General features: G+C 70.6%; 24 protein-coding genes. 13 read left to right on the top strand and 11 right to left on the bottom strand.

Going from position 1 to position 24,463, the window contains the following annotated elements:
* Window positions 1-7: 7 nt before the first annotated feature.
* The 3 genes from ABZ154_RS24085 to ABZ154_RS24075 form a co-directional block, all read right to left on the bottom strand.
* Window positions 8-1,462, bottom strand: coding sequence for a DUF2637 domain-containing protein (locus ABZ154_RS24085; RefSeq protein ID WP_356835791.1), 1,455 nt, complete (start codon window positions 1,460-1,462; stop codon window positions 8-10).
* 181 nt (window positions 1,463-1,643) lie between these two features.
* Window positions 1,644-2,462: a DUF3558 domain-containing protein gene (locus ABZ154_RS24080; RefSeq protein WP_356835789.1), complete on the bottom strand. Its 819-nt coding sequence runs from the start codon at window positions 2,460-2,462 to the stop codon at window positions 1,644-1,646.
* Window positions 2,463-2,593: 131 nt separating this feature from the next.
* On the bottom strand, window positions 2,594-3,472 hold the full coding sequence (locus ABZ154_RS24075) for a DUF3558 domain-containing protein (RefSeq protein WP_356835787.1): 879 nt from the start codon (window positions 3,470-3,472) through the stop codon (window positions 2,594-2,596).
* A gap of 182 nt (window positions 3,473-3,654) precedes the next feature.
* Here ABZ154_RS24075 and ABZ154_RS24070 point away from each other — a divergent pair, with 182 nt between their 5' ends.
* A complete protein-coding gene (locus ABZ154_RS24070) occupies window positions 3,655-4,848 on the top strand; it encodes an RtcB family protein (RefSeq protein WP_356835785.1) in 1,194 nt (397 codons plus the stop codon).
* 48 nt (window positions 4,849-4,896) lie between these two features.
* Here ABZ154_RS24070 and ABZ154_RS24065 read toward each other — a convergent pair whose 3' ends face one another.
* The gene (locus ABZ154_RS24065) at window positions 4,897-5,655 is read right to left on the bottom strand and encodes an SDR family oxidoreductase (protein WP_356835783.1); all 759 of its coding nucleotides are present in this window, start codon (window positions 5,653-5,655) and stop codon (window positions 4,897-4,899) included.
* A 184-nt stretch (window positions 5,656-5,839) separates the two neighbouring features.
* Here ABZ154_RS24065 and ABZ154_RS24060 point away from each other — a divergent pair, with 184 nt between their 5' ends.
* Complete coding sequence (locus ABZ154_RS24060; RefSeq protein WP_356835781.1) at window positions 5,840-6,409, top strand: hypothetical protein; 570 nt, start codon at window positions 5,840-5,842, stop codon at window positions 6,407-6,409.
* Between the two features lie 18 nt (window positions 6,410-6,427).
* Here ABZ154_RS24060 and ABZ154_RS24055 read toward each other — a convergent pair whose 3' ends face one another.
* Together ABZ154_RS24055 and ABZ154_RS24050 are read right to left on the bottom strand one after the other, a co-directional pair.
* On the bottom strand, window positions 6,428-7,162 hold the full coding sequence (locus tag ABZ154_RS24055) for a Mut7-C RNAse domain-containing protein (protein WP_356835779.1): 735 nt from the start codon (window positions 7,160-7,162) through the stop codon (window positions 6,428-6,430).
* Between the two features lie 61 nt (window positions 7,163-7,223).
* Entirely contained in the window at window positions 7,224-8,048 is an 825-nt protein-coding gene (locus ABZ154_RS24050) for a helix-turn-helix domain-containing protein (RefSeq protein WP_356835777.1), read from the bottom strand.
* 80 nt (window positions 8,049-8,128) lie between these two features.
* Between ABZ154_RS24050 and ABZ154_RS24045 the strand changes: the two genes are divergently transcribed.
* Window positions 8,129-8,707, top strand: a complete 579-nt coding sequence (locus ABZ154_RS24045) for a TIGR03086 family metal-binding protein (protein ID WP_356835775.1) — start codon at window positions 8,129-8,131, stop codon at window positions 8,705-8,707.
* A gap of 439 nt (window positions 8,708-9,146) precedes the next feature.
* Here ABZ154_RS24045 and ABZ154_RS24040 read toward each other — a convergent pair whose 3' ends face one another.
* On the bottom strand, window positions 9,147-9,731 hold the full coding sequence (locus ABZ154_RS24040; RefSeq protein WP_356835773.1) for a hypothetical protein: 585 nt from the start codon (window positions 9,729-9,731) through the stop codon (window positions 9,147-9,149).
* Between the two features lie 295 nt (window positions 9,732-10,026).
* Here ABZ154_RS24040 and hemL point away from each other — a divergent pair, with 295 nt between their 5' ends.
* The 7 genes from hemL to ccsB all read left to right on the top strand — a co-directional run bounded on the left by hemL (window position 10,027) and on the right by ccsB (window position 18,169).
* Window positions 10,027-11,334 (top strand): glutamate-1-semialdehyde 2,1-aminomutase, encoded by a 1,308-nt coding sequence (hemL, locus tag ABZ154_RS24035; protein WP_356835771.1) that lies wholly within the window; start codon window positions 10,027-10,029, stop codon window positions 11,332-11,334.
* A complete protein-coding gene (locus ABZ154_RS24030; RefSeq protein ID WP_356835769.1) occupies window positions 11,331-12,023 on the top strand; it encodes a histidine phosphatase family protein in 693 nt (230 codons plus the stop codon). Before hemL ends, ABZ154_RS24030 begins: the two co-directional genes overlap by 4 nt.
* 477 nt (window positions 12,024-12,500) lie before the next feature.
* The gene (locus tag ABZ154_RS24025) at window positions 12,501-13,769 is read left to right on the top strand and encodes a hypothetical protein (protein WP_356835767.1); all 1,269 of its coding nucleotides are present in this window, start codon (window positions 12,501-12,503) and stop codon (window positions 13,767-13,769) included.
* 67 nt (window positions 13,770-13,836) lie between these two features.
* Complete coding sequence (locus ABZ154_RS24020) at window positions 13,837-14,439, top strand: TlpA disulfide reductase family protein (protein ID WP_356835765.1); 603 nt, start codon at window positions 13,837-13,839, stop codon at window positions 14,437-14,439.
* A 64-nt stretch (window positions 14,440-14,503) separates the two neighbouring features.
* Window positions 14,504-15,265: a cytochrome c biogenesis protein CcdA gene (locus tag ABZ154_RS24015; protein ID WP_356835845.1), complete on the top strand. Its 762-nt coding sequence runs from the start codon at window positions 14,504-14,506 to the stop codon at window positions 15,263-15,265.
* A 4-nt stretch (window positions 15,266-15,269) separates the two neighbouring features.
* Entirely contained in the window at window positions 15,270-17,096 is a 1,827-nt protein-coding gene (locus ABZ154_RS24010; RefSeq protein ID WP_356835763.1) for a cytochrome c biogenesis protein ResB, read from the top strand.
* Window positions 17,093-18,169, top strand: a complete 1,077-nt coding sequence (gene ccsB / locus ABZ154_RS24005) for a c-type cytochrome biogenesis protein CcsB (RefSeq protein ID WP_356835761.1) — start codon at window positions 17,093-17,095, stop codon at window positions 18,167-18,169. The genes ABZ154_RS24010 and ccsB overlap by 4 nt, the downstream gene beginning before the upstream one ends.
* Before the next feature lie 91 nt (window positions 18,170-18,260).
* Here the strand turns inward: ccsB and ABZ154_RS24000 are convergent, their stop codons facing one another.
* Together ABZ154_RS24000 and ABZ154_RS23995 are read right to left on the bottom strand one after the other, a co-directional pair.
* Window positions 18,261-19,598 carry an aldehyde dehydrogenase family protein gene (locus tag ABZ154_RS24000; RefSeq protein ID WP_356835759.1) on the bottom strand — a complete coding sequence of 446 codons (1,338 nt, stop codon included), beginning with the start codon at window positions 19,596-19,598 and terminating at the stop codon, window positions 18,261-18,263.
* Window positions 19,599-19,766: 168 nt separating this feature from the next.
* Complete coding sequence (locus ABZ154_RS23995; protein WP_356835843.1) at window positions 19,767-20,177, bottom strand: PLD nuclease N-terminal domain-containing protein; 411 nt, start codon at window positions 20,175-20,177, stop codon at window positions 19,767-19,769.
* 157 nt (window positions 20,178-20,334) lie between these two features.
* Between ABZ154_RS23995 and ABZ154_RS23990 the strand changes: the two genes are divergently transcribed.
* Together ABZ154_RS23990 and mqnP are read left to right on the top strand one after the other, a co-directional pair.
* The gene (locus ABZ154_RS23990; RefSeq protein ID WP_356835757.1) at window positions 20,335-21,792 is read left to right on the top strand and encodes a menaquinone biosynthesis decarboxylase; all 1,458 of its coding nucleotides are present in this window, start codon (window positions 20,335-20,337) and stop codon (window positions 21,790-21,792) included.
* Entirely contained in the window at window positions 21,789-22,712 is a 924-nt protein-coding gene (gene mqnP / locus ABZ154_RS23985) for a menaquinone biosynthesis prenyltransferase MqnP (RefSeq protein WP_356835755.1), read from the top strand. The genes ABZ154_RS23990 and mqnP overlap by 4 nt, the downstream gene beginning before the upstream one ends.
* 37 nt (window positions 22,713-22,749) lie before the next feature.
* Here the strand turns inward: mqnP and ABZ154_RS23980 are convergent, their stop codons facing one another.
* Window positions 22,750-23,382, bottom strand: coding sequence for a rhomboid family intramembrane serine protease (locus ABZ154_RS23980; RefSeq protein WP_356835753.1), 633 nt, complete (start codon window positions 23,380-23,382; stop codon window positions 22,750-22,752).
* Window positions 23,383-23,501: 119 nt separating this feature from the next.
* Between ABZ154_RS23980 and ABZ154_RS23975 the strand changes: the two genes are divergently transcribed.
* Window positions 23,502-24,185, top strand: coding sequence for a UbiX family flavin prenyltransferase (locus ABZ154_RS23975; protein ID WP_356835751.1), 684 nt, complete (start codon window positions 23,502-23,504; stop codon window positions 24,183-24,185).
* A 30-nt stretch (window positions 24,186-24,215) separates the two neighbouring features.
* On the opposite strand, the gene ABZ154_RS23970 is transcribed toward ABZ154_RS23975, so the two are convergent.
* Window positions 24,216-24,362, bottom strand: a complete 147-nt coding sequence (locus tag ABZ154_RS23970) for a hypothetical protein (RefSeq protein ID WP_164357207.1) — start codon at window positions 24,360-24,362, stop codon at window positions 24,216-24,218.
* Window positions 24,363-24,463 lie beyond the last annotated feature (101 nt).

The raw sequence follows: 24,463 nt of genomic DNA, 5'->3' as shown, positions 1-24,463 counted from the left end.
TTCCGGGTCAGGCGCTCTGGTCGGCCGTCGCGCGCTGCGTGTAGAGGTCCTTGAACTGCGGCATCAGGTCCTGGAGCAGCGCGGTCGAGCGCGGGTGGTGCACATTGCGCCGGTCGGCCAGGTGGATGTCGAGGGTCTCGATGTTCGGGTACTCACCCACCTCGTCCGTGTACGCGCTGAACTCCTCGTACGCGCGGTCGGCGAAGTCGTTGTCCTCCTGGGACCACTCCTCCAGCTGCGGCGCGTCCTCGGGTCCGGGCGCGGGCACGGCGGGCGGCTCCTCGTCGGCGGCCTGCTGCACGGGCGGTACGGGCTCTGCCTGCTGTACGGGCTCCGCCGCCTCCTGGGGCTCCTCGCGGCGGGGGTGCGGGACCGCGCCGATCGTGCCGACGTTGCCGAGGGGGCGGGTGCGGCCGGGGCCCAGGGGGACGGCGGCCGGCGTGGGTTCCAGGCCCTCGGCGTGCTGCGGGTCGTACGCGCTCGCGTGCGGGGCCTCCGGCAGCTTCTGGGCGGCGAACCAGGGGCTGTCGTGGGTGGGCGGGGCCTGGGGGGTCTCCAGCGCCTGCTGCTGCGGGTGTTGGGGCTGTTGCCGGGGCTCCTGCTTCTGGAGCGACGGCGGCTGGTGCTGCTGCGGGTGCTGCTGGGCCTGCTCCTGCTGCGGCACCTGGTGCTCGCGCCCCTGCTCGTACCCGTGCTCCTGGTTCTGCTCCCGGTCCTGCGCCCGCTGGGGCTCGTAGGGCAGTTCGGCCTTCGGGGCGGGCGGCAGCAGGGCCGGCTCGATGCCGGCGGCGGCGAGTCCGGCCGGGGCGGTCTCGGCGAGCGGGACGCCGTACTTCGCCAGCCGCAGCGGCATCATCGACTCGACGGGCGCCTTGCGGCGCCAGTTGCGGCCGAACCGGGCCTGGAGGCGGGCCTGGTAGATCAGCCGTTCCTGTTCGAGCTTGATGACCTGTTCGTAACTGCGCAGCTCCCACAGCTTCATGCGCCGCCACAGCTTGAACGTCGGTATGGGGGAGAGCAGCCAGCGGGTGAGGCGCACGCCCTCCATGTGCTTGTCGGCCGTGATGTCCGCGATGCGGCCCACCGCGTGCCGGGCGGCCTCCACGGAGACGACGAACAGGACCGGGATCACCGCGTGCATCGCGGTGCCGAGCGGATCGGGCCAGGAGGCGGCACCGTTGAACGCGATGGTCGCCGCGGTCAGCAGCCACGCCGTCTGGCGCAGCAGCGGGAACGGGATCCGCATCCACGTCAGCAGCAGGTCCAGCGCGAGCAGGACACAGATGCCCGCGTCGATACCGATGGGGAAGACCAGGGAGAACGAGCCGAACCCCTTGGCCTCGGCCAGCTCGCGCACGGCCGCGTAGGAGCCCGCGAACCCGATCGCGGCGATGATCACCGCACCCGCGACGACGACTCCGATGAGTATCCGGTGTGTGCGTGTCAGCGGTATGGCGGCCACCGGCGCTCCCCTCCCCGACTTCTTCTCTCCGTCCGGCATCCGACGTCCGGCGCTGGCACAGCCTGGCACATGTGTACGAGTCACGTGGCGCGGGGAGGGGTGAAGCCCGGCCCTCGGGGGAGGACCGGGCTTCCGAAAACGCTGTGCGGCCAGGGAGTTCGGGCTTCCGGGCCGGCTCAGGTCACGACTTGGGCGTGGCCTCCGACTCGGGCTCCTCGTCGCCCTTCTTCTCTTCCTTCTTCGCATCCCCGGCCGACGGGGAGGCCTCCGCGCTGCCGGCACCGGCGGTGGCGTCGACCTTGCCGACCGCTTCCTTCGCCGCCTTCTGGGCGCCCTTGAGGATGTCAGCGGCGGAGGGGGTCTTCGCCCCCGCGTAGCCCGCGCCGTTGTACGTCAGGATGACGACGACATTGCCCGTACGGGCCACGACCGTGGCGTACTCGAAGTCCTCGTCCGTCTTGTTGAGCTGGTACGTGATCGCCGTGGCCTCGTCGCCGACGCCCGGGGCGGCGGCCGCGACGACCTTCTGCGCGCCCTCGCTCGCCTTCTCCTTGGCGACCTGCTTCGTGTAGTCCTCGGTGGCGCGCGCGGCGCCGCTGCCCAGGGACTGGTCCGAGTCGAAGCGGGTGAAGGCGACGGACAGCCAGCGGTACTGCGAGCCCTTGACGCCCTTGTCGTCCAACCCGTTCCACGAGCAGCTGCCGCGCACCGAGAGGTCGCTGGAGCGGCCGGCGGTGCCGCCCTCCTTCTTGACTCCGGGCACCAGGTCCTTGACCGTCTTCTTCGCGATCGAGGAGCAGGCGTCGGGCAGGTCGGTGAACTTCGCCGGCTGGACCGCGGGCTTCGTCGGCTCGGCCCCGGCGGCGTCGGACGACGAGGAGGAGCCCGCGTTCTTCTTGGCGTCGGAGCCGGAGTCCGACGAGCAGCCGACGGCTACGAGCATCACCGGAACGGCGGCGCAGGCGAGTATGCGGGACAGTCGCGGAGCTGATCGGTGCATGGTTCCTTCACTCGGACGGCACTAAGGTCTCGTTCGTTGTGCCACGGTACGACGGGCGGCGGCCCCGCGGTGTCCCGGTCACGGTCCCGGCCGGCCCGCGGACCGGCCGCCCGGAGGCCCCGGGGCCGGACCTACTCGCTGATCACCTCGGCCAGCTTCCGGGCCAGTGCCTGGGCCTTGTCCTGCAGTTCCCTGCTGTCGGGCACCTTGGTGACGAGGGCCGGCTGCTCGCCGTACCGGACGGTCACGATCACGTTCGATGTGCGGAATACCACGCTCACCGTGCGGTGCTGTGCGGTGGAACCTGCCCGAGTGAGGAGATCATCCAGAAATGCGGCATCTCCGAGCCCGCTGATCACCCGCGGCCGCAGGTCCTGGTCGCCGCTGCCCGTGGCGCCCGGGGTGCCGGAGGGGGAGCCGGAAGAGGGGCCCGCGGAGTCGGAGGCGGACGCCGAGGGATCCACCGAGCCCTTGCCGTCACCGGGCTTCCCGGTCTCCTTCTCCTGCCCCTTCTTCTCGCCCTTCTCGCCCCCCGGGCTCTCCGGCGCGCCCTTCTCCGGGGCCGTGCCGGGCGTGGCGTTCGCCGACAGGTCGGCCGCGTTCTCCTTCTTCACGTACAGGGCGCGGGCGCGGTCGTCGTCGCTCACCGCGGGGTCGTACGACACGACACGTTCGAAGTCGATCGAGAGGTTCCGGGAGGAGTCGGGGACGTTGGACTTCCAGCTGCAGCCGACCTTGCGGTCGGTGTCGTACGTGATGGTCGGCGACCCCCGCAACGTCTTCTCCTGCTGCTGCCGGGGCAGCTCCGCGACGCCCGGGAGCAGGTCCTTGAGCGTGGAGGCCGGGACCGCGCGGCAGGGTGCGGGCAGGGTCCTGTACTTGCCCGGGGGTGCGGTGGTGACGGCGGGGCCGCCCGGCTTGCTGTCGGCGTCGGTGGCACTGCCGTCGGAGCCGGCACTGCAGCCGGCGGCGAGCGCTGCGAGGAGCGCGACGCCGGGTACGTACGCCATGTGTCGCACCGTCCCAGGCTCCCTTCGGTACGGAAAACGTGTTGCCGCCCGGAGGCGGCCGATGGACACAATGTGTATCGCACGCGCCGCTGTGAATGCCGGTCGGCCGACTTGTTTGCCGATCTTGGGCCCGGTTTTGCGCTTTCAGTCTTTTCGGGGAGTCTCGGGGGAATCGAGGAGTTATGTCGTACGTAGAGGTACCGGGGGCGAAGGTCCCCATCCGCATGTGGACCGATCCGGCGTCGGTCGAGGACGTGGCGATGCAGCAGCTGCGGAACGTGTCCACGCTGCCCTGGATCAGGGGTCTCGCCGTCATGCCGGACGTCCACTTCGGCAAGGGGGCCACGGTCGGCTCGGTGATCGCGATGCAGGGTGCGGTCTGCCCGGCCGCGGTGGGGGTCGACATCGGCTGCGGGATGTCCGCGGTCAGGACGTCCCTGACGGCGAACGATCTTCCCGGCGACCTGTCACGGCTGCGCTCCAAGATCGAAGAGGTCATTCCGGTGGGCCGCGGGATGCACGACGGTGCCGTCGACCCGGGGAAGCTGCACGGGTTCCCGACGTCCGGGTGGGACGACTTCTGGGGGCGGTTCGACGGGATCGCGGAAGCGGTCAGGTTCCGTCAGGAACGTGCCACGAAGCAGATGGGGACGCTCGGCTCGGGCAACCACATGATCGAGTTCTGTCTGGACAGTGACGGGAGCGTGTGGCTGATGCTGCACTCCGGCTCCCGGAACATCGGCAAGGAGCTGGCCGAGCACCACATCGGGATCGCGCAGAAGCTGCCGCACAACCAGGGCATCATCGACCGGGACCTGGCGGTCTTCATCTCGGACACCCCGCAGATGGGCGCCTACCGGAACGATCTGTACTGGGCGCAGGAGTACGCCAAGTACAACCGCGCGATCATGATGGCGCTCTTCAAGGACGTGGTCCGCAAGGAGTTCAAGAAGGCGAAGCCGCTCTTCGAGCAGGAGATCTCCTGTCACCACAACTACGTGGCGGAGGAGCGGTACGACGGAGCGGACCTGCTGGTCACCCGCAAGGGGGCGATCCGCGCAGGCTCCGGCGAGTACGGGATCATCCCCGGCTCGATGGGCACCAGCTCGTACATCGTCAAGGGTCTCGGCAACGAGAAGGCGTTCAACTCGGCCTCCCACGGGGCCGGTCGCCGGATGAGCCGGAACGCGGCCAAGCGGCGCTTCACGGTGCGCGACCTGGAGGAGCAGACGCGCGGTGTGGAGTGCCGCAAGGACTCCGGCGTCCTGGACGAGATCCCGGCCGCGTACAAGCCGATCGAGCAGGTCATGGAGCAGCAGCGTGACCTGGTCGAGGTCGTCGCGAAGCTCAAGCAGGTCATCTGCATCAAGGGCTGAGGCCCCATCGCCCCAGCCGCCTCGCCACCGCCCGGTCCACCGCGTCCGCTACAGGGTGCGGTGGACCTTCGTGTTGGAGGCCTGGGCGCGGGGGCGGACCACCAGGAGGTCGATGTTGACGTGGCTGGGGCGGGTGACGGCCCAGCCGATCGTGTCGGCCACGTCCTCGGCGGTGAGGGGGGCGTCCACGCCCGCGTAGACCTTGGCGGCCTTCTCGGCGTCGCCGCGGAAGCGGGTGGTGGCGAACTCGTCGGTCTTGACCATGCCGGGGGCCACCTCGATGACGCGGACCGGGGTGCCGACGATCTCCAGGCGCAGGGTCTCCGCGAGGACGTGTTCGCCGTGCTTGGCGGCCACGTAGCCGCCGCCGCCCTCGTAGGCGGAGAGGGCGGCGGTGGAGGAGAGGATCACGATCGTCCCGTCGCCGCTCGCGGTGAGGGCGGGGAGCAGGGCCTGGGTGACGTTGAGGGTGCCGATGACGTTCGTCTCGTACATCTGGCGCCAGTCGGCGGGGTCGCCGGTCGCCACCGGGTCGGCGCCCAGTGCGCCGCCCGCGTTGTTGACCAGGAGGGCCAGGGAGCGGAACGCGGTGGCGAACTCGTCGACGGCCGTGCGGTCGGTCACGTCCAGGGCGTAGGCCGTCGCCTCGTGGCCGGCCTCGGTGATCTCGGCGGCGAGCGCCTCGATCCGGTCCTTGCGGCGCGCGGTGAGCACGACCCGGAATCCGGCGGCGGCCAGCGTGCGGGCGGTCGCGGCGCCGATGCCGCTGCTCGCGCCGGTGATGACGGCGATGGGGGTGGCGGTCATGGCGATCTCCTCGGGCAGTTGATCGGTAACGGGGAAAGGATAGGCAGCCGCCGCCCGGCCGGTCCGTGTGTCCAAGGTTCGCGATATGTGAACTACATGACCCGCGTGGGCTGTGCGGGTGGGTAAGAGCGCGTCAAATTCATCTTTTCATAGGGTTAGTCGGTTCAGTCGGTATCTTCCGGGCATGGGACTGACGCGTAGAGGACTGCTGAAGCCGCTGTCCGCCGCCGCGGCGATGGCGGCGACGACGGTACTGGTGGCGGGCGGGGCGGCCGCTTCGGGCACCACGGCCGCCGGGGCGGGCGCCGCCGCGGTGCCTGCCGATCTGGTGCCTGCCGATGGAGTGCCCGTTCATGGACCCGCCCCCGCAGCCCGGGCGGACCTCTCCCACCACGGATACGTCTCCCTCTGGGGGGACCACATCGCGATCCGGATCCGGAGCGAGAACCAGGGACCCACCGACGTGACCGCCTCGACCGTACGGCTGCGCTTCTCCGCGCCGCTCGCCGCCAGCCAGGAGCTGCCGTACGGCTGTCTCCGGGCCGGCGGGGCGACCGTGCTCTGCGAGACGGGCGGGCTGCGTGCCGCCGGCGGGGCCCGCCAGACCGCGCTCGACCTGACGCTGGCGGGCAGCGCCGACGAGGTGGTCGTACGGCTGGACACCGTCTGGAACGGCGGGGCGCGGGACACGGACCGCAAGAACGACGTGCACGAGGTGCTCGCGCCCGCCACGGGGGACGCCTACGCCTTCTGAACCCGGCGCTGCCTGCCGCTACGCCGCCGCACCCCCGAACTCCCGTACGGCATCGGCGACGATCGTCTCCAGGTGGCCGTGGTGCGCGCCCCGCCAGTACACCCGGGCGCACGCCGTGCACTGGGCGAACACGTCGTACGCCTGCTGGGTGCCGTGCTCCAGCAGCTCGCTCACCGCGTCCTTGTCCGCCTCCGCCAGCGTGCCGTTGCAGGCGGTGCAGCGGGTCCACGGGGCGAGGGCCGGGGCGAAGCGGCCGAGGATGTCGCGGAGCTGCTCCTGGGGGCGGTCGCTGTAGACGTACGCCCCCGCCCAGATCTCCCGGCGGCGCAGCAGCCCGCGGTCCCGGGAGAGCAGGACACGCCGCTCCCGCGCGGAGAGGACGGCGAGTGCGGGGTCGCCGATGTCCTCGCTCTCGTACGCCGCGTCCACGCCGAGCAGCCGCAACCTGCGCGCCAGCGTGCCGAGATGGACGTCGAGGAGGAAGCGCAGGGGTGCGCCGGGGACCTGCTGGGGGCGCTCGACGGCTCGTACGTCGATGTGTTCGCCCGGTCCCGGGATGTGGGAGCGGGCCACCGGAGCGCCGTTCGCCAGGAGCGTGCCGGCCTCGGTGAGCGGGACGCCGAGGGACTCGATGACATGGCCGAGGGTGGAGGCGCCGTCGGTGCTGAGTGGTGTGGGGCCTTGCCGGCGGTCGTGCGGGACGAAGAGCCGCAGCTCAGGGGCTACTTCGAGGATGATCTCGGGTCCGTTCACCCGGTCAGGATGCCACCGGGGAGGGGTGGGCGGCCACGCATTCGGGGGCTGTGCGGGGCCTTCACGGTGGTGGCGCGAACGCCGTCGGGGGCACGCCCACCGTCGCGGTGAAGTCCCGTACCAGGTGGGCCTGGTCGCTGTAGCCGAGGTCGGCCGCCAGCCGCGCCCAGTCCACGGCGGGGTCGGACTCGGCGCGCTCCAGCGCCTCGTGGATGCGGTAGCGGAGGATGACCCACTTGGGGCCGACCCCGACGTACGCGGAGAAGAGCCGTTGCAGGGAGCGGGGGGTCAGCCCCGCGTCCCGGGCGAGCTCGCCGGCCCGGCACACCGAGCGGTCCGTACGCACCCGGTCGACCAGCTCCGTCGCCAGCGTGGCCTGCGGGTCGTGGCGCGGCGCCAGGGCGAGCAGGCAGGCGTCCAGGGCGGCGATCCGGGCGTCCTCGTCGGCCGGGTCCAGGACCGCGCCGACGGGCGGTGGCGTACGCAGCACCTCGGCGGCGGCGACCTGGCGTCCCGTCAGGTCGCTCAGGGCGTGCTCCGGCGCGAACGGGCGGAAGCCGCCGGGCCGGAACTGCACCCCGCAGACCCGGCCGCGCCCCGTCAGCTTCCGGGTGAAGAGCCCGAGGCCGATGCCCGCCACCTCGGCGTACCCGGCCCGTTCCGCCACGCTCTCGCCGGCCTCGTACCGCTGGAGGACGAGGTTCACCGACGGGTGCGGGACGACGTGGGCGGCGTAGGGCTGGTCGAGGTCCCAGTCGATGAGCCAGTAGTGCTCCAGGTAGGGGCGGAGCGCGGGGGCGGGCTCGCGGCGGCGGAAGTGGACGCGCGTGAACAGGTCCGGGGCGTCCACGATGCCCCGGGTGTCGCGGCGAGGTCCGGCGGCCATGACATCGATCCTAGGGAGCCGGCGCGGGCCTGTCGCGTTTCTTCAAGACGCGGGCGGTCCGGAGGGGGAGGGTGGGAGGCATGACGCCGAAGATCAGTGCATTGCTGGAAGCCGCCGCGGGCCGGGCCCTGCCCGTCGTGCGGGGGATCGACGACGGACAGCTTGACCGCCGGACGCCGTGCGCGGAGTACGACGTACGGGCGCTGCTGAACCACCTGTTCCTGGTGGTCGTGAACTTCCAGGCCCTCGCGGCCCGCAAGGAGGTGGATTTCGGCCAGGAGCCGGAGTTCGTGACGGGTGACTGGCGGGGCAGGTTCGGTGAGGAGACAGCCCGGCTGGTGGAGGCGTGGGATGCGCCGGGTGCAGAGGAGGGCACGACCGGGCAGATGGGGCTGCCGGCCCGGACGGTGGGGCTGATGGTGCTGGGCGATCTGACCGTGCACGCGTGGGACCTGGCGCGGGCGACGGGCGCGGAGTTCGTCCCGGATCCGGGGGTGGTCGAGGAGGTGGGGCCGGGGCTGGCGGCTCTGGCGCCGCAGGCCCGGGAGATGAAGGTGTTCGGCGAGCCGTTCCCGGTGGGGACGGGGGCTACGGCCTTCGAGCGGGTCCTGGCCGTGACGGGGCGCGATCCGGGGTGGAGCCGTCCTGCCGGGGGCTGAGTGCGGCGGGCCGGCGGCGGTCGGAGCCGGGGCGGCCGGAGGGCCGTAGAGGGGGCCGAGTGCGGCGTAAGCGTCGTCGACGATCTCCTCGGGCCCGCACCAGCGTGGCCCGCTCGGCGAGGCGGGCCGCGTGGTGGGTGCACGGGGACGGTGGCGTCGGTGCCTGCGGCGTCACCAGCAGTCGTGCCTGCGGCGTCACCAGCAGTCGCAGGCGGCGTAGATGCCGCCGAAGAGGACGGGTACCGCGACGGAGAGGGCCGGCAGCCGTCGCCCACCGCGGTCCTCCTTGAGGGGGTCGTTGCCCTCTGCATCGGCGGAGGTGGGACGGGCCGACGGGCTGAAGACTGGACTTCAGCCATATATTGGCGCGATTCGACCGGATAGGTGCACGTGGGCGGGGGCCCTGCGGGCCGTCAGGGCCAGAGGGCCCCTCGGGCCGTCAGGGCCAGACCAGGCAGTACGCCTGGTGCCCCGCGTCATGCAGCCGGTGGGAGAAGTCCTGCCACTCGTGGAGCAGCTGGTAGACGTTGAAGGCGTCGCGCGGGCCGCCGCGGTCGGGGACCGTGGACCAGATGAAGGCCGCCGCGCCGACGGACTCCTCGCCGACGCCGCGCAGGGGGTCGACGACGGTCATGGGGAGCTTGACCACCGCGTAGTCGGGGTGGAGGACGACCAGCTCCAGCGGGGGGACCTTGTGCAGGGGTATGCCCTGGATGCCGGTCAGCACCATGGCGGCCACCGTCTCCGGCTTGATCTTGGTGAACATGCCGCCCATGCCCAGCTCGTCGCCGCCCAGCTCCTCCGGGCGCATCGAGATGGGCACGCGTGCGGCGGTCGCCCCGTCCGGGGCGCCGAAGTACTTGTAGGTCACCCCCATCCCGCCACCGCTCCTGATCCCGGGGGGCGGTGTGCTCTCCGCGCCCCTGCCCTGGGCGCGCTCGGCCCTTCGCCGGTGCCGCCCTCGCCGGGCAGGCTCGGGCCCCAGGTCGTCGGTCCCTTCGCCCACTCCGCCACCGCGATGCATATCTCATCCACCCGACTACTTCTTAGGAGACACAGCCCCCGCCGCGCAACCCGATCATCGTGTCAGTGACCTCCCCCGCGGGCGTGCGGTGAAACACCTGTCCGCGAGACCGTCCGTGCCTCTGACACCATGGCATGTGTGAGCTTTCCCTATGTCGCCCCAGTTTCGCAGACGTGAGGGTGCCGACGCTCTTTCGTGATACGAGGGGAGCGCGCTCCCTGCTCACCGGTGGCCGGGATTACCTTTGATTCTCCGGCCCGGCCTCCCGACACCCGAATCGCAGATCAGGACCAAAGTGGCGTATTCATACGAAGCCCCAGTTTCGCAGTCGCTGTTCGACCGGGCGTCCGTCGTGACGCCCGGCGGCGTGAACTCACCCGTGCGTGCCTTCCGGGCTGTGGGCGGTACGCCCCGGTTCATGGTGTCCGGCACCGGTCCGTACCTCACCGACGCCGACGGCCGCGAGTACGTCGACCTCGTCTGCTCGTGGGGGCCGATGATTCTCGGCCACTCCCACCCCGAGGTCATCGCCGCCGTCCAGGAAGCGGTCTCCCGGGGCACCTCCTTCGGTACGCCGGGTGAGGGCGAGGTCGCACTGGCCGAGGAGATCGTGGCGCGGATCGAACCGGTCGAGCAGGTCCGCCTGGTCTCCTCCGGCACCGAGGCGACCATGTCGGCGATCCGGCTGGCCCGCGGCTTCACCGGCCGGGCCAAGGTCGTGAAGTTCGCCGGCTGCTACCACGGTCACGTGGATGCCCTGCTCGCCGCCGCGGGCTCGGGCCTCGCCACCTTCGGTCTGCCCGACACGCCCGGGGTCACGGGCGCCACGGCCGGGGACACCGTCGTGCTGCCGTACAACGACCTGGAGGCCGTGCGGGCCGCCTTCGCCGCGCATCCCGGCGAGATCGCCTGCGTGATCACCGAGGCCTCGCCCGGCAACATGGGCGTCGTGCCGCCCGCCGACGGCTTCAACGCCGGGCTCAAGGAGCTCTGCGCGGCGGACGGCGCCCTGTACATCTCCGACGAGGTCATGACGGGCTTCCGTACGTCCAAGGCCGGCTGGTACGGCATCGACGGCGTTCGCCCCGACCTGATGACCTTCGGCAAGGTCATGGGCGGCGGTTTCCCCGCCGCGGCCTTCGGCGGCCGCGCCGACGTGATGGCGCACCTCGCCCCGGCCGGCCCGGTCTACCAGGCGGGCACCCTCTCCGGGAACCCGGTCGCCACCGCGGCCGGCCTCGCGCAGCTGCGGCTCCTCGACGACGCGGCGTACGCGAAGATCGACGCGGTCTCCGCCGAACTGCGCTCCCTGGTAGGTGACGCGTTCACCAAGGAAGGCGTCGCGCACACCGTCTCCTCGGCGAGCAACATGTTCTCGGTCTTCTTCACCGACCAGCCGGTGCGGAACTACGACGACGCCAAGAAGCAGGAAGCCTTCCGCTTCACCGCCTTCTTCCACTCGATGCTGGAGCAGGGCGTCTACCTGCCGCCCTCCGCCTTCGAGTCCTGGTTCGTCTCCACCGCCCACGACGAGCGGGCGGTCGAGCGGATCGCCGCCGCCCTGCCCGCCGCCGCCCGTGCCGCATCGGAGGCCACCGCATGAGCGAGAACGGAAGCCGCAAGGACATCACCGTGGTGCACCTGATGCGCCACGGCGAGGTGCACAACCCGGACGGTGTGCTGTACGGGCGGCGCGCCGGGTTCAGCCTCTCCGAGCTGGGCCGGCAGATGGCCGACCGGGTCGCCGACCACCTGGAGAAGCGCGACATCACCCATGTCGTCGCCTCCCCGCTGGAGCGCGCCCAGGAGACGGCCGCGCCCATCGCCAAGTCGCACAGCCTGGACCTGGCCACCGACGAGCGGCTCATCGAGGCCGCCAACGTCTTCGAGGGCAAGACCTTCGGCGTCGGCGACGGGGCGCTGCGGAAGCCGGAGAACTGGAAGCACCTCACCAACCCGTTCAAGCCGTCCTGGGGTGAGCCGTACATCGAGCAGGTCGTCCGCATGATGGGCGCGCTCGACGCGGCCAGGGACGCGGCGCGCGGGCACGAGGCGGTCTGCGTCAGCCATCAGCTGCCGATCTGGATCGTCCGCTCGTTCGTGGAGCGCCGCAGGCTCTGGCACGATCCGCGCAAGCGCCAGTGCACGCTGGCCTCGCTGACCAGCTTCACGTACCAGGGCGACAGGATCGTCTCGGTGGGCTACTCGGAGCCGGCCAGGGACCTGGTGCCCGCGCACCTGCTGGCCGGGGCGAAGCCGGTGAAGGGGAAGTCGAAGGCCTTCGGCGCTTGACTCGCCCCCGCGCCGTGAACACACGGGACCGACCGCCACCGCGGTCGGTCCCGTTCTCGTTGCCGGTGCCGTACAGGGCGGGAGACACCGGTGTGTTGGCCGACGGGGTCCTCCCGCCGGACGCGATCGGGACGCCCTGGCCGGCCATGCTCGCCGCCGGACTCCGCGACGGGCTGCCGGGTCACCCGCAACCTCCACAACGGCGGCCACGACTACGCCTGCCGGCGCGGGTTCCTGGCGGATGCCCTGGTGAAGCCGGCGGGCATCGGCCTTGACGTGAACGCGGCAGAGTCGCAGGGTGGGGCGGGCCCGGCCCGCCGCTCGGCCGTGTGCCCCTCAGAGCTGCCCGGACGCCCCGCCGGAAGGTAAAGCGTAAAGAAACTCCCCAATTGCACGGAACCGTCGTGTTGCCCGAGGCCTCTCACTCTTCAGCAGTTTGTATGGCCTTGAGATAAAACGACCGCAGATGGGGACGGTATGCGCGACATCAATCGAAGGGGACTGCTCGGCGCGGGGCTCGGCACCGCCGCCGCGATCGGACTCGCGGGCTGCGGTTTCTCGGGTTCCTCCGGCTCCTCGGAGGGCGGCCGGCCGGGTGACGGTGACGGCGGCAAGGGCGACACCGGCAGCGGCGGCGACGGCGGAAACGCTTCGCCGAAGAGCAAGGCCCGGCTCATCGGCGACGGTTCCACCGCCGACACCGGGAAGCAGCCCCGTCAGCCCGCCGCCCCCGTCCCGCTCGAACCCGGCCAGACGCCGCCGCAGTTCGTGATCTTCTCCTGGGACGGGGCGGGCGAGGTCGGCAACGGCCTCTTCCCGCGCTTTCTCGAACTGGCGAAAGAGCACGACGCCGCGATGACCTTCTTCCTCTCCGGGCTGTATCTGCTGCCCGAGTCCAAGAAATCCCTCTACCGTCCTCCGAACAACCCCCGTGGCGCCTCCGACATCGGTTATCTCACCGACGGCCACGTCAAGGACACGCTGAAGGGCGTACGCCAGGCCTGGCTGGACGGCCATGAGATCGGCACGCACTTCAACGGGCACTTCTGCGGTGGTTCCGGTTCCGTCGAACGCTGGACCCCCGCGCAATGGCAGAGCGAGATCGATCAGGCTGTGTCGTTCGTCACGGAATGGCGGACCAACACCGGCTGGGAGAACGAGGACCCGCTGCCGTTCGACTACCGAAAGGAGTTGATCGGCGGCCGCACCCCCTGTCTGCTCGGCCAGGACAATCTCCTGCCGACCGCGAGCAAACTGGGATGGCGCTACGACGCCAGCTCGCCGGGCGGCCGCCAGATGTGGCCCGTCAAGCGTGGCGGCGTCTGGGATCTCCCGCTGCAGGGCATGCCGTTCCCCGGTCACTCCTTCGAGGTCCTCTCGATGGACTACAACATCCTCGCCAATCAGTCGAAGAATTCGACCAAGGGGATGCCCTCGCGTTATCCGGGCTGGCGCAAGCAGGCCACCGGCGCGTATCTCGCCGGTTTCGAGCGCGCCTACACGACGAATCGCGCGCCCTTCTTCATCGGCAATCACTTCGAGGAGTGGAACGGCGGCATCTATATGGATGCTGTGGAAGAAGTGATCAAGAAGACCGCCGGTAAGAAGGATGTGCGACTCGTCTCCTTCCGGCAGTTCGTCGACTGGCTCGACGTGCAGGATCCCGCGGTCCTCGCCAAGCTTCGCACCCTGGAGGTCGGACAGTCGCCCGCAGGCGGCTGGAACTCCTTCTTTAAGCAGGCCTGACAAGGGGCTTTACGGGCACCGAGGGGGGTGCGGGAGATCCCCGGAACTGCCATGCGAAACTTTTCACATGAGCTTTGGCCGCCCGTCCCGACGCCGCTTCACCCTGCTCGCCGCCACCGCCGTCGCCGGTGCCCTGACGCTGTCCGCGTGCGGGGACGGCAACAAGGCCCAGGGCGGCGGCAACACCAACTTCGTCACCGGCAGCGGGGGCATCTCCACCGTCGCGAAGGGGGAGCGCCCCGACGCTCCGAAGCTCCAGGGCGAGAGCCTGGACGGCAAGCCGCTCGACCTCGCCGACTACAAGGGCAAGGTCGTCGTGCTCAACGTCTGGGGCTCCTGGTGCGGCCCCTGCCGCCTGGAGGCGAAGTACTTCGCGAAGGTCTCCGAGGAGACCGCGGACCAGGGCGTGCAGTTCATCGGCATCAACACGCGGGACGCGCAGCGGGACCCCGCGGTGAACTTCGAGAAGGACTACGGGGTCACCTACCCGAGCTTCTTCGACCCGATCGGCAAGCTGGTCCTCCGCTTCCCCAAGGGCACCGTGAACCCGAAGGCCATCCCGTCCACCGTGGTGGTCGACCGGGAGGGGAAGATCGCGGCCCGCACGCTCCAGCCACTGGACGCCGATCAGCTGCACGGGATGATCGACCCGATCATCGCGGAGAAGTGATCCGGTGATCCCGCTCGCCGCGTACAGCGACACCGTCGCGCTCGCCCCGTACGACGACACCCTCGTGGGCACCGTCACGCTGGCCTCGTACAACGACACCGTCGTCAGCGGGGCCCTGCTGCTGGCCGTGCCCATCGCCCTGCTGGCCGGGCTCATCTCCTTCTTCTCACCCTGCGTCCTGCCGCTCGTCCCCGGGTACCTGAGTTACGTCACCGGGGTCAGCGGCACCGACCTGGCCGATGCCCGGCGCGGACGGGTGGTGGCGGGCGCCTCGCTCTTCGTCCTCGGCTTCACCGCCGTGTTCGCCTCCACCGGGGCGCTCTTCGGCTACTTCGGCGCCGAGCTCCAGATGCACTCCGAGGTGCTCAACAAGGTCCTCGGCGGCCTGATGATCCTCATGGGGATCTTCTTCATGGGGCTCCTGCCGGGGGTGACGCAGCGCGAGTTCCGCCTCCACAAGCGGCCGGTGGCCGGACTGGCCGGCGCGCCGCTGCTGGGCGCCCTGTTCGGGATCGGCTGGACGCCGTGCATCGGCCCGACGCTCTCCTCGGTGCTGTTCCTCTCCGCCGAGAGCGCCACCGCCGGACGCGGCGCGATACTGACCGTCGCGTACTGTCTCGGACTCGGCGTCCCGTTCATCCTGGCCGCGGTCGCCTTCCGCAAGGCGCTCGGCGCGTTCGGCTGGGTCAAGCGCCACTACGCCTGGGTCATGCGGATCGGCGGCGGCATGATGATCGTGACCGGACTCCTGCTGCTGACGGGTGTGTGGGCGACGCTCATGCAGCAGATGCAGACCTGGTCCAGCGGCTTCGTTGTGGGGATCTGAGTTCATGAGCAAGGCGAACAGCAGCACGGACACGGGTGCTCGTACAGAAGATGCGGCGGCCGAGCGGGAGCAGGAGCGCGTCGACCACGCGGCCGGCGATCGGCTGTCCACCGCGCCCCGTGAGGAGCGCCCCGAGTCCGATTCCGGGACCGGCGTCCCCGCCATGGGGGTGGTCGGCTGGGTCCGCTGGTTCTGGCGTCAGCTCACCTCGATGCGGGTCGCGCTGATCCTGCTCTTCCTGCTCTCCCTCGGCGCCATCCCCGGCTCGCTGATCCCGCAGACCAGCGTCGACGACCTGAAGGTCCAGAACTTCAAGGACCAGCACACCACGCTCTCCCCGATCTACGAGAAGTTCCAGCTCTTCGACGTCTACAGCTCGGTCTGGTTCTCCGCGATCTACATCCTGCTGTTCGTCTCGCTCATCGGCTGCATCGTGCCGCGCACCGGCCAGTTCGTCGACCAGCTCCGCAGCCGCCCGCCGGGCGCCCCGAAGCGGCTGACCCGGCTGCCCGCGTACACCACCTGGCGCACGGAGGCCGAGCCCGGGGCGGTCCGCGAAGCGGCCCTCGGCGTGCTGGGCAAGCGGCGCTTCCGGGCCCATGCGGCGGGCGACGCGGTCGCGGCCGAGAAGGGCTACCTCCGCGAGGCCGGGAACCTCGTCTTCCACATCGCGTTGATCGTGATGCTGGTGGCCTTCGCCGCCGGGCAGCTCTTCAAGTCCGAGGGCGGCAAGCTGGTCGTGGAGGGCGACGGCTTCGCCAACACGCTCACCCAGTACGACGACTTCAAGTCCGGATCGCTCTACGACTCCGACTCGCTGGCCCCCTTCAGCTTCGTGCTGGACGACTTCGTCGGTACGTACGAGGAGAGCGGCCCGCAGCGTGGCACGCCCCGCACCTTCGAGGCCCGGGTGAAGTACACCGAAGGTGTGGACGGCCCCGAGCGCAAGGGCGTCATCCGCGTCAACGAACCCCTCGTCGTGGACGGCACGAAGGTCTACCTCATCGCCCACGGCTACGCCCCGGTCGTCACCGTCCGGGACGGCAAGGGCAAGGTCGTCTCGCGGAACTCCGTACCGCTGCTGCCGATCGACAACAACATCACCTCCACCGGCGCGATCAAGGTGATGGACGGCTACCGCGACAGATACGGCGTCAAGACGCAGCTCGGCTTCAAGGCCTTCTTCGTCCCGACCTTCGCGGGCCACGGCAAGGGCCAGATGTTCTCGCAGTTCCCCGGCGCGGAGTTCCCGGTGCTGGCGCTGAGCGCCTACCGCGGCTCCCTCGGGGTGGACTCCGGCCTGCCGCAGAACGTGTACCAGCTCGACACGTCCAAGATGAAGGAGTTCAAGAACGAGGACGACGAGCTGCTCAAGAAGATGCTGCGCCCCGGCGAGAAGCTGGACCTGCCCGACGGCGAGGGCTCCATCACCTTCGACGGCATCGAGGAGTGGGCGAGCTTCCAGATCTCGCAGCAGCCGGGCAACGGCCTCGCGCTCGGCGGTGCCGTCGCCGCCATCGCCGGGCTCGCCGGATCGCTGTTCATCCAGCGCCGCCGGGTCTGGGTCCGGGCGGTCCGCGGCGAGGACGGGGTGACCGTCGTGGAGATGGCGGGCCTGGGCCGCAGCGAGTCCGCGAAGCTGCCGGAGGAGCTGGGCGACCTCGCGGCCGCCCTGATCACGACGGCGCCGGTCGCGCCAAAGAAGCCTGCCGCGCCGGAGAAACCCGACGCGCCGGAGAAGCCTGACGCGCCGGAGAAGCCTGACGCGAACGAGGCCGGGAGCCGGCCCGTACACCCTGCTGAAGCACCTGCCGAAGGGGCTGAGAAGTGAATCTCGCCGCCGCTACCAACGAGAGCCTGGCGCACACCAGCAATGTGCTGATCTATTCGTCGATGGCCGTCTACACCCTGGCCTTCTTCGCGCACATCGCGGAGTGGGTCCTGGGCAGCCGCAGCAAGGTCGGCCGCACGGCCGCCGCGCTGTCCGGCTCCGCGGCCGGTGCGTCCGCCCCGGTGGTCGTCACCCAGGGCGGCTCCACCTCCGTGCTGGAGCGGCCCAAGGTCGTCACCCGCGCCGCCGCCGGGGCCCGGGACGTGCCGGACGGGCCGGGGGCCGCGGGCGGCACGTTCAAGGGCGACCTGTGGGGCCGGATCGCGGTCTCGCTGACCGTGGTGGCCTTCGTCGTGGAGGCGGCCGGTGTCATCGCCCGCGCCCTGTCGGTGCAGCGGGCCCCGTGGGCCAACATGTACGAGTTCTCGATCACCTTCTCCACCGTGGCGGTCGGCTCGTACCTGGTGCTGCTCGCGCTGAGGAAGAACGTCCGCTGGATCGGTCTCCCGCTGGTCACCACGGTCCTGCTCGACCTGGGCATCGCGGTCACGACGCTCTACACCGACAGCGACCAGCTGGTGCCCGCGCTGCACTCGTACTGGCTGTGGATCCACGTCTCGACCGCGATCATCTGCGGCGCCGTCTTCTACCTCGGCGCGGTCGGCACGGTGCTCTACCTCTTCCGCGACAGCTACGAGAACAAGATCGCAGGCGGCGGTACACCGGGGAAGTTCGCCTCCTCCGTCATGGAGCGGCTGCCCTCCGCCTCGTCGCTGGACAAGTTCTCGTACCGGATCAACGCGGCGGTCTTCCCGCTGTGGACGTTCACGATCATCGCGGGCGCGATCTGGGCGGGCGACGCCTGGGGCCGGTACTGGGGCTGGGACCCCAAGGAGGTCTGGTCCTTCATCACCTGGGTCGCCTACGCCGCCTACCTGCACGCCCGCGCCACGGCCGGCTGGAAGGGCCGCAAGGCCGCCTACCTGGCGCTGGTCGCCTTCGCCTGCTGGCTGTTCAACTACTACGGCGTGAACATCTTCGTCACCGGTCTGCACTCCTACGCCGGGGTCTGAGACCGCGTACGTACGCCGGGGTCCGAGACCGCGTACGCACGAGGGCGCCCCGGACGGATACCGAAACCGTCCGGGGCGCCTTCGTGCGTCGTCAGCTCAGCGGGGTGTCCAGGACCGCCTTGCGGTGGCTGAACGTCTCCAGGGAGTACCGGCCGTGGTAGTTGCCCATGCCGCTCTCGCCGACACCGCCGAACGGCAGGTCCGGGACGGTCAGATGGGCCAGAGGCAGCCCGATGCCGACCCCGCCCGACGAGGTCTCGGCCAGCAGCCGCTCCCGTACGGCGGGGGAGTCGGTGAACGCGTACAGCGCGAGCGGCTTGTCCCGGTCGTTGATGAAGCCGATGGCCCCGTCCAGGCCGTCCACCGTGACCAGCGGCAGGATCGGGCCGAAGATCTCCTCGCCCATCACGGGCGCGTCCGGCGCGACATCGGCCAGGACGGTCGGCGCGATGTACTTGGTGTCCCGGTCGTGGGTGCCGCCGGTCACCGTACGGCCGGAGTCCAGCAGTCCGGTGAGCCGGTCGAAGTGACGCTCGTTCACGATCCGCCCGTACTCCGGGTGCTCGGCCGGATCCGCCCCGAACAGCCCCTCCACGGCCGCTGCCAGCGCCTCCGCGAGGGCCGGGGCGGTCTCCGGGTCGGTCAGCACGTAGTCGGGGGCCACACAGGTCTGCCCGGCGTTGAGGAACTTGCCCGAGGCCAGCCGCCCGGCCACGGCCTCCAGGTCCGTGCCCCGGTCGACGAAGACCGGGGACTTGCCGCCGAGCTCCAGGGTGACCGGAGTGAGGTGCTTGGCGGCGGCGGCCATGACGATCCGGCCGACCGTGCCGTTGCCGGTGTAGAAGATGTGGTCGAAGCGCTGCTCCAGCAGGGCGGTGGTCTCCTCGACCGCGCCCTCCACGACCCCGACCGCCTCCGTGTCCAGGTAGTCCGGCAACAGCCGGGCCACGGCGGCGGAGGTGGCGGGCGCCAGCTCGCTGGGCTTGACCACCACGCAGTTCCCGGCCGCCAGGGCGCCCACGACCGGGGCGAGCAGCAGCTGCACCGGGTAGTTCCAGGGCGCGATGACCAGGACGACCCCGAGCGGGTCCAGCACCGTGTGCGCGGTGGCTCCGGTGGGCGCGAGATGCGGCGGTACGGGGGCGGGCTCGGGCCGCAGCCAGTCGGCGAGGTGCTCCAGGGTGTGGTCGATCTCCCGGACCGTGAAGTCGATCTCGGTCCGGTACGCCTCCTTGCGGCTCTTGCCCAGGTCGGCGCGGAGGGCGTCCGCGAGGTCGTCACCATGCTCGGTGAGCAGGGCGCGCAGCCGCCCCAGCTGGCCGGTGCGCCAGACGAGGTCCTTGGTGCGGCCGGTGCGGAAGGTGGCGCGGAGGCGGGCGACGAGCTCGGCGGGGGTCTCTGCGGGCGTCGCGGTGGGGGTGGCGGGCATGTGGGGGCTCCTCAAGGGGGGCACGCGTGACCGTGAGAAGGTCACGCGTGCGGTAGTGCCTGCTGCTGCGTTACCCCTTCGAGGATGGCCGACGCCGCCCCCGTGACGCGCCCACCGCGCCGGTCGGAAAGATCACTCCTGCCCGCAGGAATAGCCCGTCAGGATCCGTCAGGAAGTGGGCGGGGTCTTGTCGTCGGGGCCCGTACCGCCGTCGCGGCGCCTGAGCTCCTCCTCGGCCTTCTTCGCCTCGGCCTCCGCCGTGGCCTCGGACTCGGTCCTGGCCTCCGGCTCTGCCTTCGTGGCGTCCTTGTCGTCCCTGAGGGACTTCAGGAAGTCGGGGTTGTCGTCCGGGGCGACCCACTGCTGCCGCCTGCCCGGCTGCCACGAGGAGAGTCCGGCGCCCCCGGCCGAGCTGTGCCGCACCTTGCCGGCGAAGAGCCAGCCGATGGAACCGACGACCCAGAACAGCAGGATGATGAAGACCCAGGCGATCTTGGGCAGATGCTTGGTGTCCTCCTCCGAGGTGTTCAGGCAGTCGATGAAGGCGTAGATCATCAGAGCCAGCGGCAGGATGAACATCAGGGCTCTCATGGCGCGTCCCCCAGTGGAGCGGGCGGCGGGGCTCGGTGTTCCCCGGTGTCGCGGCCAGGGTACCGGCTGGGCGCCGTGGATCCCGGGCCAGGAGCCGGGGGAGCCCCGGCGGGGCCGCGGAGGCGGGGATGACAAACTGGACCGCATGGCTTACGACGATCTCCGCTCCCTGCTCCGGGCTCTTGAACGCGATGGTGATCTCAAGCGCGTCAAGGCCGAGGTCGATCCTCACCTGGAGGTCGGCGAGATCGTCGACCGGGTGAACAAGGCGGGCGGCCCCGCCCTGCTCTTCGAGAACGTCAAGGGGTCCTCGATGCCCCTGGCCATGAACGTCTTCGGTACCGACCGGCGCCTCCTCAAGGCGCTCGGGCTGACGTCGTACAGCGACATCAGCGACAAGATCGGCGGGCTGCTCAAGCCGGAGCTGCCGCAGGGCTTCGTCGGCGTACGGGAGGCCTTCGGCAAGCTCGGGTCGATGGTCCACGTACCGCCGAAGAAGGTGAAGTCGGACGACGCGCCGGTCCAGGATGTCGTGCTGAAGGGCGACGAGGTCGACCTGGAGCAGCTGCCCGCGCTCTTCACCTGGCCCGGCGACGGCGGGTCCTTCTTCAACCTGGGCCTCACGCACACCAAGCACCCCGAGACGGGAGTGCGGAACCTGGGGCTCTACCGGCTCCAGCGCCACGACAAGCGCACGATCGGGATGCACTGGCAGATCCACAAGGACTCGGCCAACCACTACCAGGTCGCCGCCCGGCGCGGTGAGCGGCTGCCCGTCGCCATCGCCTTCGGTGCACCGCCCGCCGTGACGTACGCCTCCACCGCACCGCTGCCCGGGGACATCGACGAGTACCTCTTCGCCGGGTTCGTCCAGGGCAAGCGGATCGAGATGGTCGACTGCAAGACCGTGCCGCTCCAGGTCCCGGCCCAGGCCGAGGTCGTCATCGAAGGGTGGCTGGAGCCGGGCGAGATGCTGCCGGAGGGCCCGTTCGGGGACCACACCGGCTTCTACACCCCGCAGGAACCGTTCCCCGCACTGACCATCGACTGCGTCACCATGCGCAAGCGGCCGCTGCTCCAGTCCATCGTGGTGGGCCGCCCGCCGACCGAGGACGGGCCGCTTGGCCGGGCCACGGAGCGGTTCTTCCTGCCGCTGCTGAAGATCATCGTGCCGGACATCGTGGACTACCACCTGCCGGAGGCGGGTGGCTTCCACAACTGCGCGATCGTCTCGATCGACAAGAAGTACCCGAAGCACGCGCAGAAGGTGATGAGCGCGATCTGGGGCGCGCACATGATGTCGCTGACCAAGCTGATCGTGGTCGTCGACTCCGACTGCGACGTCCACGATCTGCACGAGGTCGCCTGGCGGGCGCTCGGCAACACCGACTACGCCCGGGACCTCACGGTCACCGAGGGCCCGGTCGACCACCTGGACCACGCCTCGTACCAGCAGTTCTGGGGCGGCAAGGCGGGCATCGACGCCACCCGGAAGCTGCCCACCGAGGGCTACACCCGGGACGGGGGCTGGCCGGAGATGGTCGAGTCCGACCCGGAGACGGCGGCGAAGGTCGACCGCCGCTGGAAGGAGTACGGACTGTGAGCAGCGCGGCGAAGGCGGCGGCGTCCGTGCCCGGTGCCGCTCCGTCGGACAGCAGGGTGAAGTCCTTTCTGCGGCTGGTGATGATCGAGCACTCGGTCTTCGCGCTCCCCTTCGCGTACATCGCCGCGCTGACCGCGATGTTCCAGCTGGACGGCACGATCCACTGGGGCGTGCTGCTGCTCGTCACGCTCGCGATGGTGGGGCTGCGGACGTTCGCGATGGCCGCCAACCGGATCATCGACCGGGAGATCGACGCCCGTAACCCGCGCACCGCGGGCCGGGAGCTGGTAACCGGTGCGGTGTCGGTGAAGTCGGCCTGGACGGGGGCGCTCGTCGCGCTCGCCGTCTTCCTGGGCGCCGCCGCCCTGCTCAACCCGCTCTGCCTGATGCTGGCGCCGCTGGCGGTCGTGCCGATGGTGGTCTACCCGTACGGCAAGCGGTTCACGAACTTCCCGCACGCCATCCTGGGGCTCGCGCAGGCCATCGGGCCGATCGGCGCCTGGCTCGCGGTGACCGGTAGCTGGTCGTGGGACGCGGTGATCCTGGGGCTGGCCGTCGGCATCTGGATCGGCGGCTTCGACCTGATCTTCGCCTGTCAGGATGTGCGGGCGGACCGGGCCCACGGGGTGCTCTCCTTCCCGGCGCGCTTCGGTATCCCGGCGGCGCTCTGGGGCGCGCGGGTCTGTCACGTGGTGACGACGGGACTGCTGGTCTGGTTCGGCCTGGCGACGGACGCCGAGGTCTTCTACTGGATCGGCATGGCGATCGTCGCGGTGGCGTTCGTCTACGAGCACCGGGTGGTGCGGCCGCACGACCTGTCCCGGCTGAACCGCGCCTTCTTCTCGGTCAACGGCTTCATCGGCATGGCGCTCTTCGCCTGCGCGCTGCTCGACCTGCTGGTGCGCGGCCTGACACCGTAGGGCTCCGGCGGCGTTTACGCCGTAAATCCGTTGGGCGTCAGACCGTGACCAGGTTGTCCGGGCCGCGGCGGGCGGACGGGCGGCGGAAGAAGAAGGCCGCCGCCACACCACCTATGAGGCCGAAGAGGTGGCCCTGCCAGCTGACGCCCGAGTCGGTCGGCAGGATGCCCCAGAGCAGCGAGCCGTAGACCACGGCGACGCCGATGCCGATGAGGACGTCCCAGGGGCGGCGGTCCACGAAGCCGCGGACCAGCAGATAGCCCAGCAGCCCGAAGACCACGCTGGAGGCGCCGAGCGTCACCGTGAACGCGGGGGCGGTCAGCCAGACGCCCACGCCGCTGATCAGGATGATCGTCACGACGACAGCGGCGAATCTGCGCAGCCCGCCGAGGGCGGCTATGAAGCCGAGGACCAGCAGCGGGACGCTGTTGGAGGCGACGTGCTCCCAGCCGCTGTGCAGGAAGGCGGCGGGCACCACGTCACGCAGCTCCGCGATCTCGCGCGGGCTGATGCCATAGGTGTCGAGCGCGTGTCCGGTCGATACGTCGATCCCTTCGAGGACCCACAGCAGGGCGACCCAGCCCACCATGAGGATGCCGGCCGTGAGCGCTCGTGCGCTGCCGGTCGTGGTGGAGCCGGTGCTGCGGTCGTCGGTCCAGTAATCGCCCATGGTCTGCCCCTGCCCCGGATTGCCGTCATCCGTGGAACGTCCCGGGCGGCCGCCCGGTTCCGGGTGCGGGGTGCCAGGGCGTGCCGGATAGGCTCGCAGGTGTGGAATCCGGGACTTCAATGACTCATCAGCAGCGGCGGCCTTGGATTGTCGGGGTGTCCGGTGCTTCGGGGACCCCCTTCGCGGCCGCCGTCCTGCGCGGGCTGCTGGCGGGCGGCGAGAGCGTGGACCTGGTGGTGAGCCGGGCCTCACGGCTCACCCTGCTGGACGAGACCGGTATCGCGTTCCGCGACGGGCACTGGCGCGAGGACCTGCGCTGTTGGCTGGAACGTGGCGCCGACGGGAAGCCGGACGCCTTCGCGGTGGGCGACGCGGAGCTGGAGCGCGTACGGCACTGGCCGGCCGGTGATCTGGCCGCCGGGCCGTCCTCCGGGTCGTACCCGGCGAAGGGGATGCTCATCGTGCCGGCCTCGACGGCCTGTGTGGCCGGAGTGGCGCTCGGCCTGTCGAAGGATCTGCTCCAGCGGGCCGCGAGCGTGACGCTCAAGGAGCGCCGCCCGCTCGTCGTCGCGGTGCGCGAGACCCCGCTGAGCGGCCAGACGCTGAAGCAGATGGTGGCCCTGGACGAGGCGGGCGCGGTCGTGCTGCCCGCCTCTCCGGCGTTCTACGCGGGCGCGACGCACATCCAGGACCTGGTGGACTTCGTCGCGGGGCGGGTGCTGGACGCGGCCGGGGTGGAGCACCGGCTGTACCGCCGCTGGGAGGGAGAGCTCGGTGCCGGCTCCCGCGGTCCGGCTGAGTGAGCGATCGGCCCGGGGGACTGAGAGGTCCGGTCAGCGCTTCTTGGTGGCGCGCGGGGCGCGGGTCTTGTCGACGCGGTGCGCGGCGGCGGGCTGGTGGGCACGCGAGCGGTTGGCCAGGTCCTGCAGCTCGCGCATCCGGGCGTAGGCCATCTCGATCGTGTACACGGTGAAGTTCACTCCTGAAGATTCGAAAGCATTTCTTGGATGTTCTAGAAGATTTGCAGGGCCTGAGTCCTGCATGCCTTAGATTCTACACGTAGACTCGCGGTACTGCTGAA

Origin of the sequence: Streptomyces sp. NPDC006261 (assembly GCF_040613515.1) — a bacterium.
In the GTDB taxonomy this organism is placed as follows: Bacteria; Actinomycetota; Actinomycetes; order Streptomycetales; family Streptomycetaceae; genus Streptomyces.
The sequence above is the reverse complement of the archived record's forward strand: the minus strand, read 5'-3'. Positions and strand labels throughout refer to the sequence as shown.

What these genes read in the sequence shown, in the direction of transcription:
- ABZ154_RS24080 (WP_356835789.1), bottom strand. Translation starts at nt 2,462, where the DNA reads ATGCACCGATCAGCTCCGCGACTGTCCCGCATACTCGCCTGCGCCGCC.
- ABZ154_RS24075 (WP_356835787.1), bottom strand. Translation starts at nt 3,472, where the DNA reads ATGGCGTACGTACCCGGCGTCGCGCTCCTCGCAGCGCTCGCCGCCGGC.
- ABZ154_RS24070 (WP_356835785.1), top strand. Translation starts at nt 3,655, where the DNA reads ATGTCGTACGTAGAGGTACCGGGGGCGAAGGTCCCCATCCGCATGTGG.
- ABZ154_RS24065 (WP_356835783.1), bottom strand. Translation starts at nt 5,655, where the DNA reads ATGACCGCCACCCCCATCGCCGTCATCACCGGCGCGAGCAGCGGCATC.
- ABZ154_RS24060 (WP_356835781.1), top strand. Translation starts at nt 5,840, where the DNA reads ATGGGACTGACGCGTAGAGGACTGCTGAAGCCGCTGTCCGCCGCCGCG.
- ABZ154_RS24050 (WP_356835777.1), bottom strand. Translation starts at nt 8,048, where the DNA reads ATGGCCGCCGGACCTCGCCGCGACACCCGGGGCATCGTGGACGCCCCG.
- ABZ154_RS24045 (WP_356835775.1), top strand. Translation starts at nt 8,129, where the DNA reads ATGACGCCGAAGATCAGTGCATTGCTGGAAGCCGCCGCGGGCCGGGCC.
- ABZ154_RS24040 (WP_356835773.1), bottom strand. Translation starts at nt 9,731, where the DNA reads ATGCATCGCGGTGGCGGAGTGGGCGAAGGGACCGACGACCTGGGGCCC.
- ABZ154_RS24030 (WP_356835769.1), top strand. Translation starts at nt 11,331, where the DNA reads ATGAGCGAGAACGGAAGCCGCAAGGACATCACCGTGGTGCACCTGATG.
- ABZ154_RS24025 (WP_356835767.1), top strand. Translation starts at nt 12,501, where the DNA reads ATGCGCGACATCAATCGAAGGGGACTGCTCGGCGCGGGGCTCGGCACC.
- ABZ154_RS24020 (WP_356835765.1), top strand. Translation starts at nt 13,837, where the DNA reads ATGAGCTTTGGCCGCCCGTCCCGACGCCGCTTCACCCTGCTCGCCGCC.
- ABZ154_RS24010 (WP_356835763.1), top strand. Translation starts at nt 15,270, where the DNA reads ATGAGCAAGGCGAACAGCAGCACGGACACGGGTGCTCGTACAGAAGAT.
- ABZ154_RS24000 (WP_356835759.1), bottom strand. Translation starts at nt 19,598, where the DNA reads ATGCCCGCCACCCCCACCGCGACGCCCGCAGAGACCCCCGCCGAGCTC.
- ABZ154_RS23995 (WP_356835843.1), bottom strand. Translation starts at nt 20,177, where the DNA reads ATGTTCATCCTGCCGCTGGCTCTGATGATCTACGCCTTCATCGACTGC.
- ABZ154_RS23990 (WP_356835757.1), top strand. Translation starts at nt 20,335, where the DNA reads ATGGCTTACGACGATCTCCGCTCCCTGCTCCGGGCTCTTGAACGCGAT.
- ABZ154_RS23980 (WP_356835753.1), bottom strand. Translation starts at nt 23,382, where the DNA reads ATGGGCGATTACTGGACCGACGACCGCAGCACCGGCTCCACCACGACC.
- ABZ154_RS23975 (WP_356835751.1), top strand. Translation starts at nt 23,502, where the DNA reads ATGACTCATCAGCAGCGGCGGCCTTGGATTGTCGGGGTGTCCGGTGCT.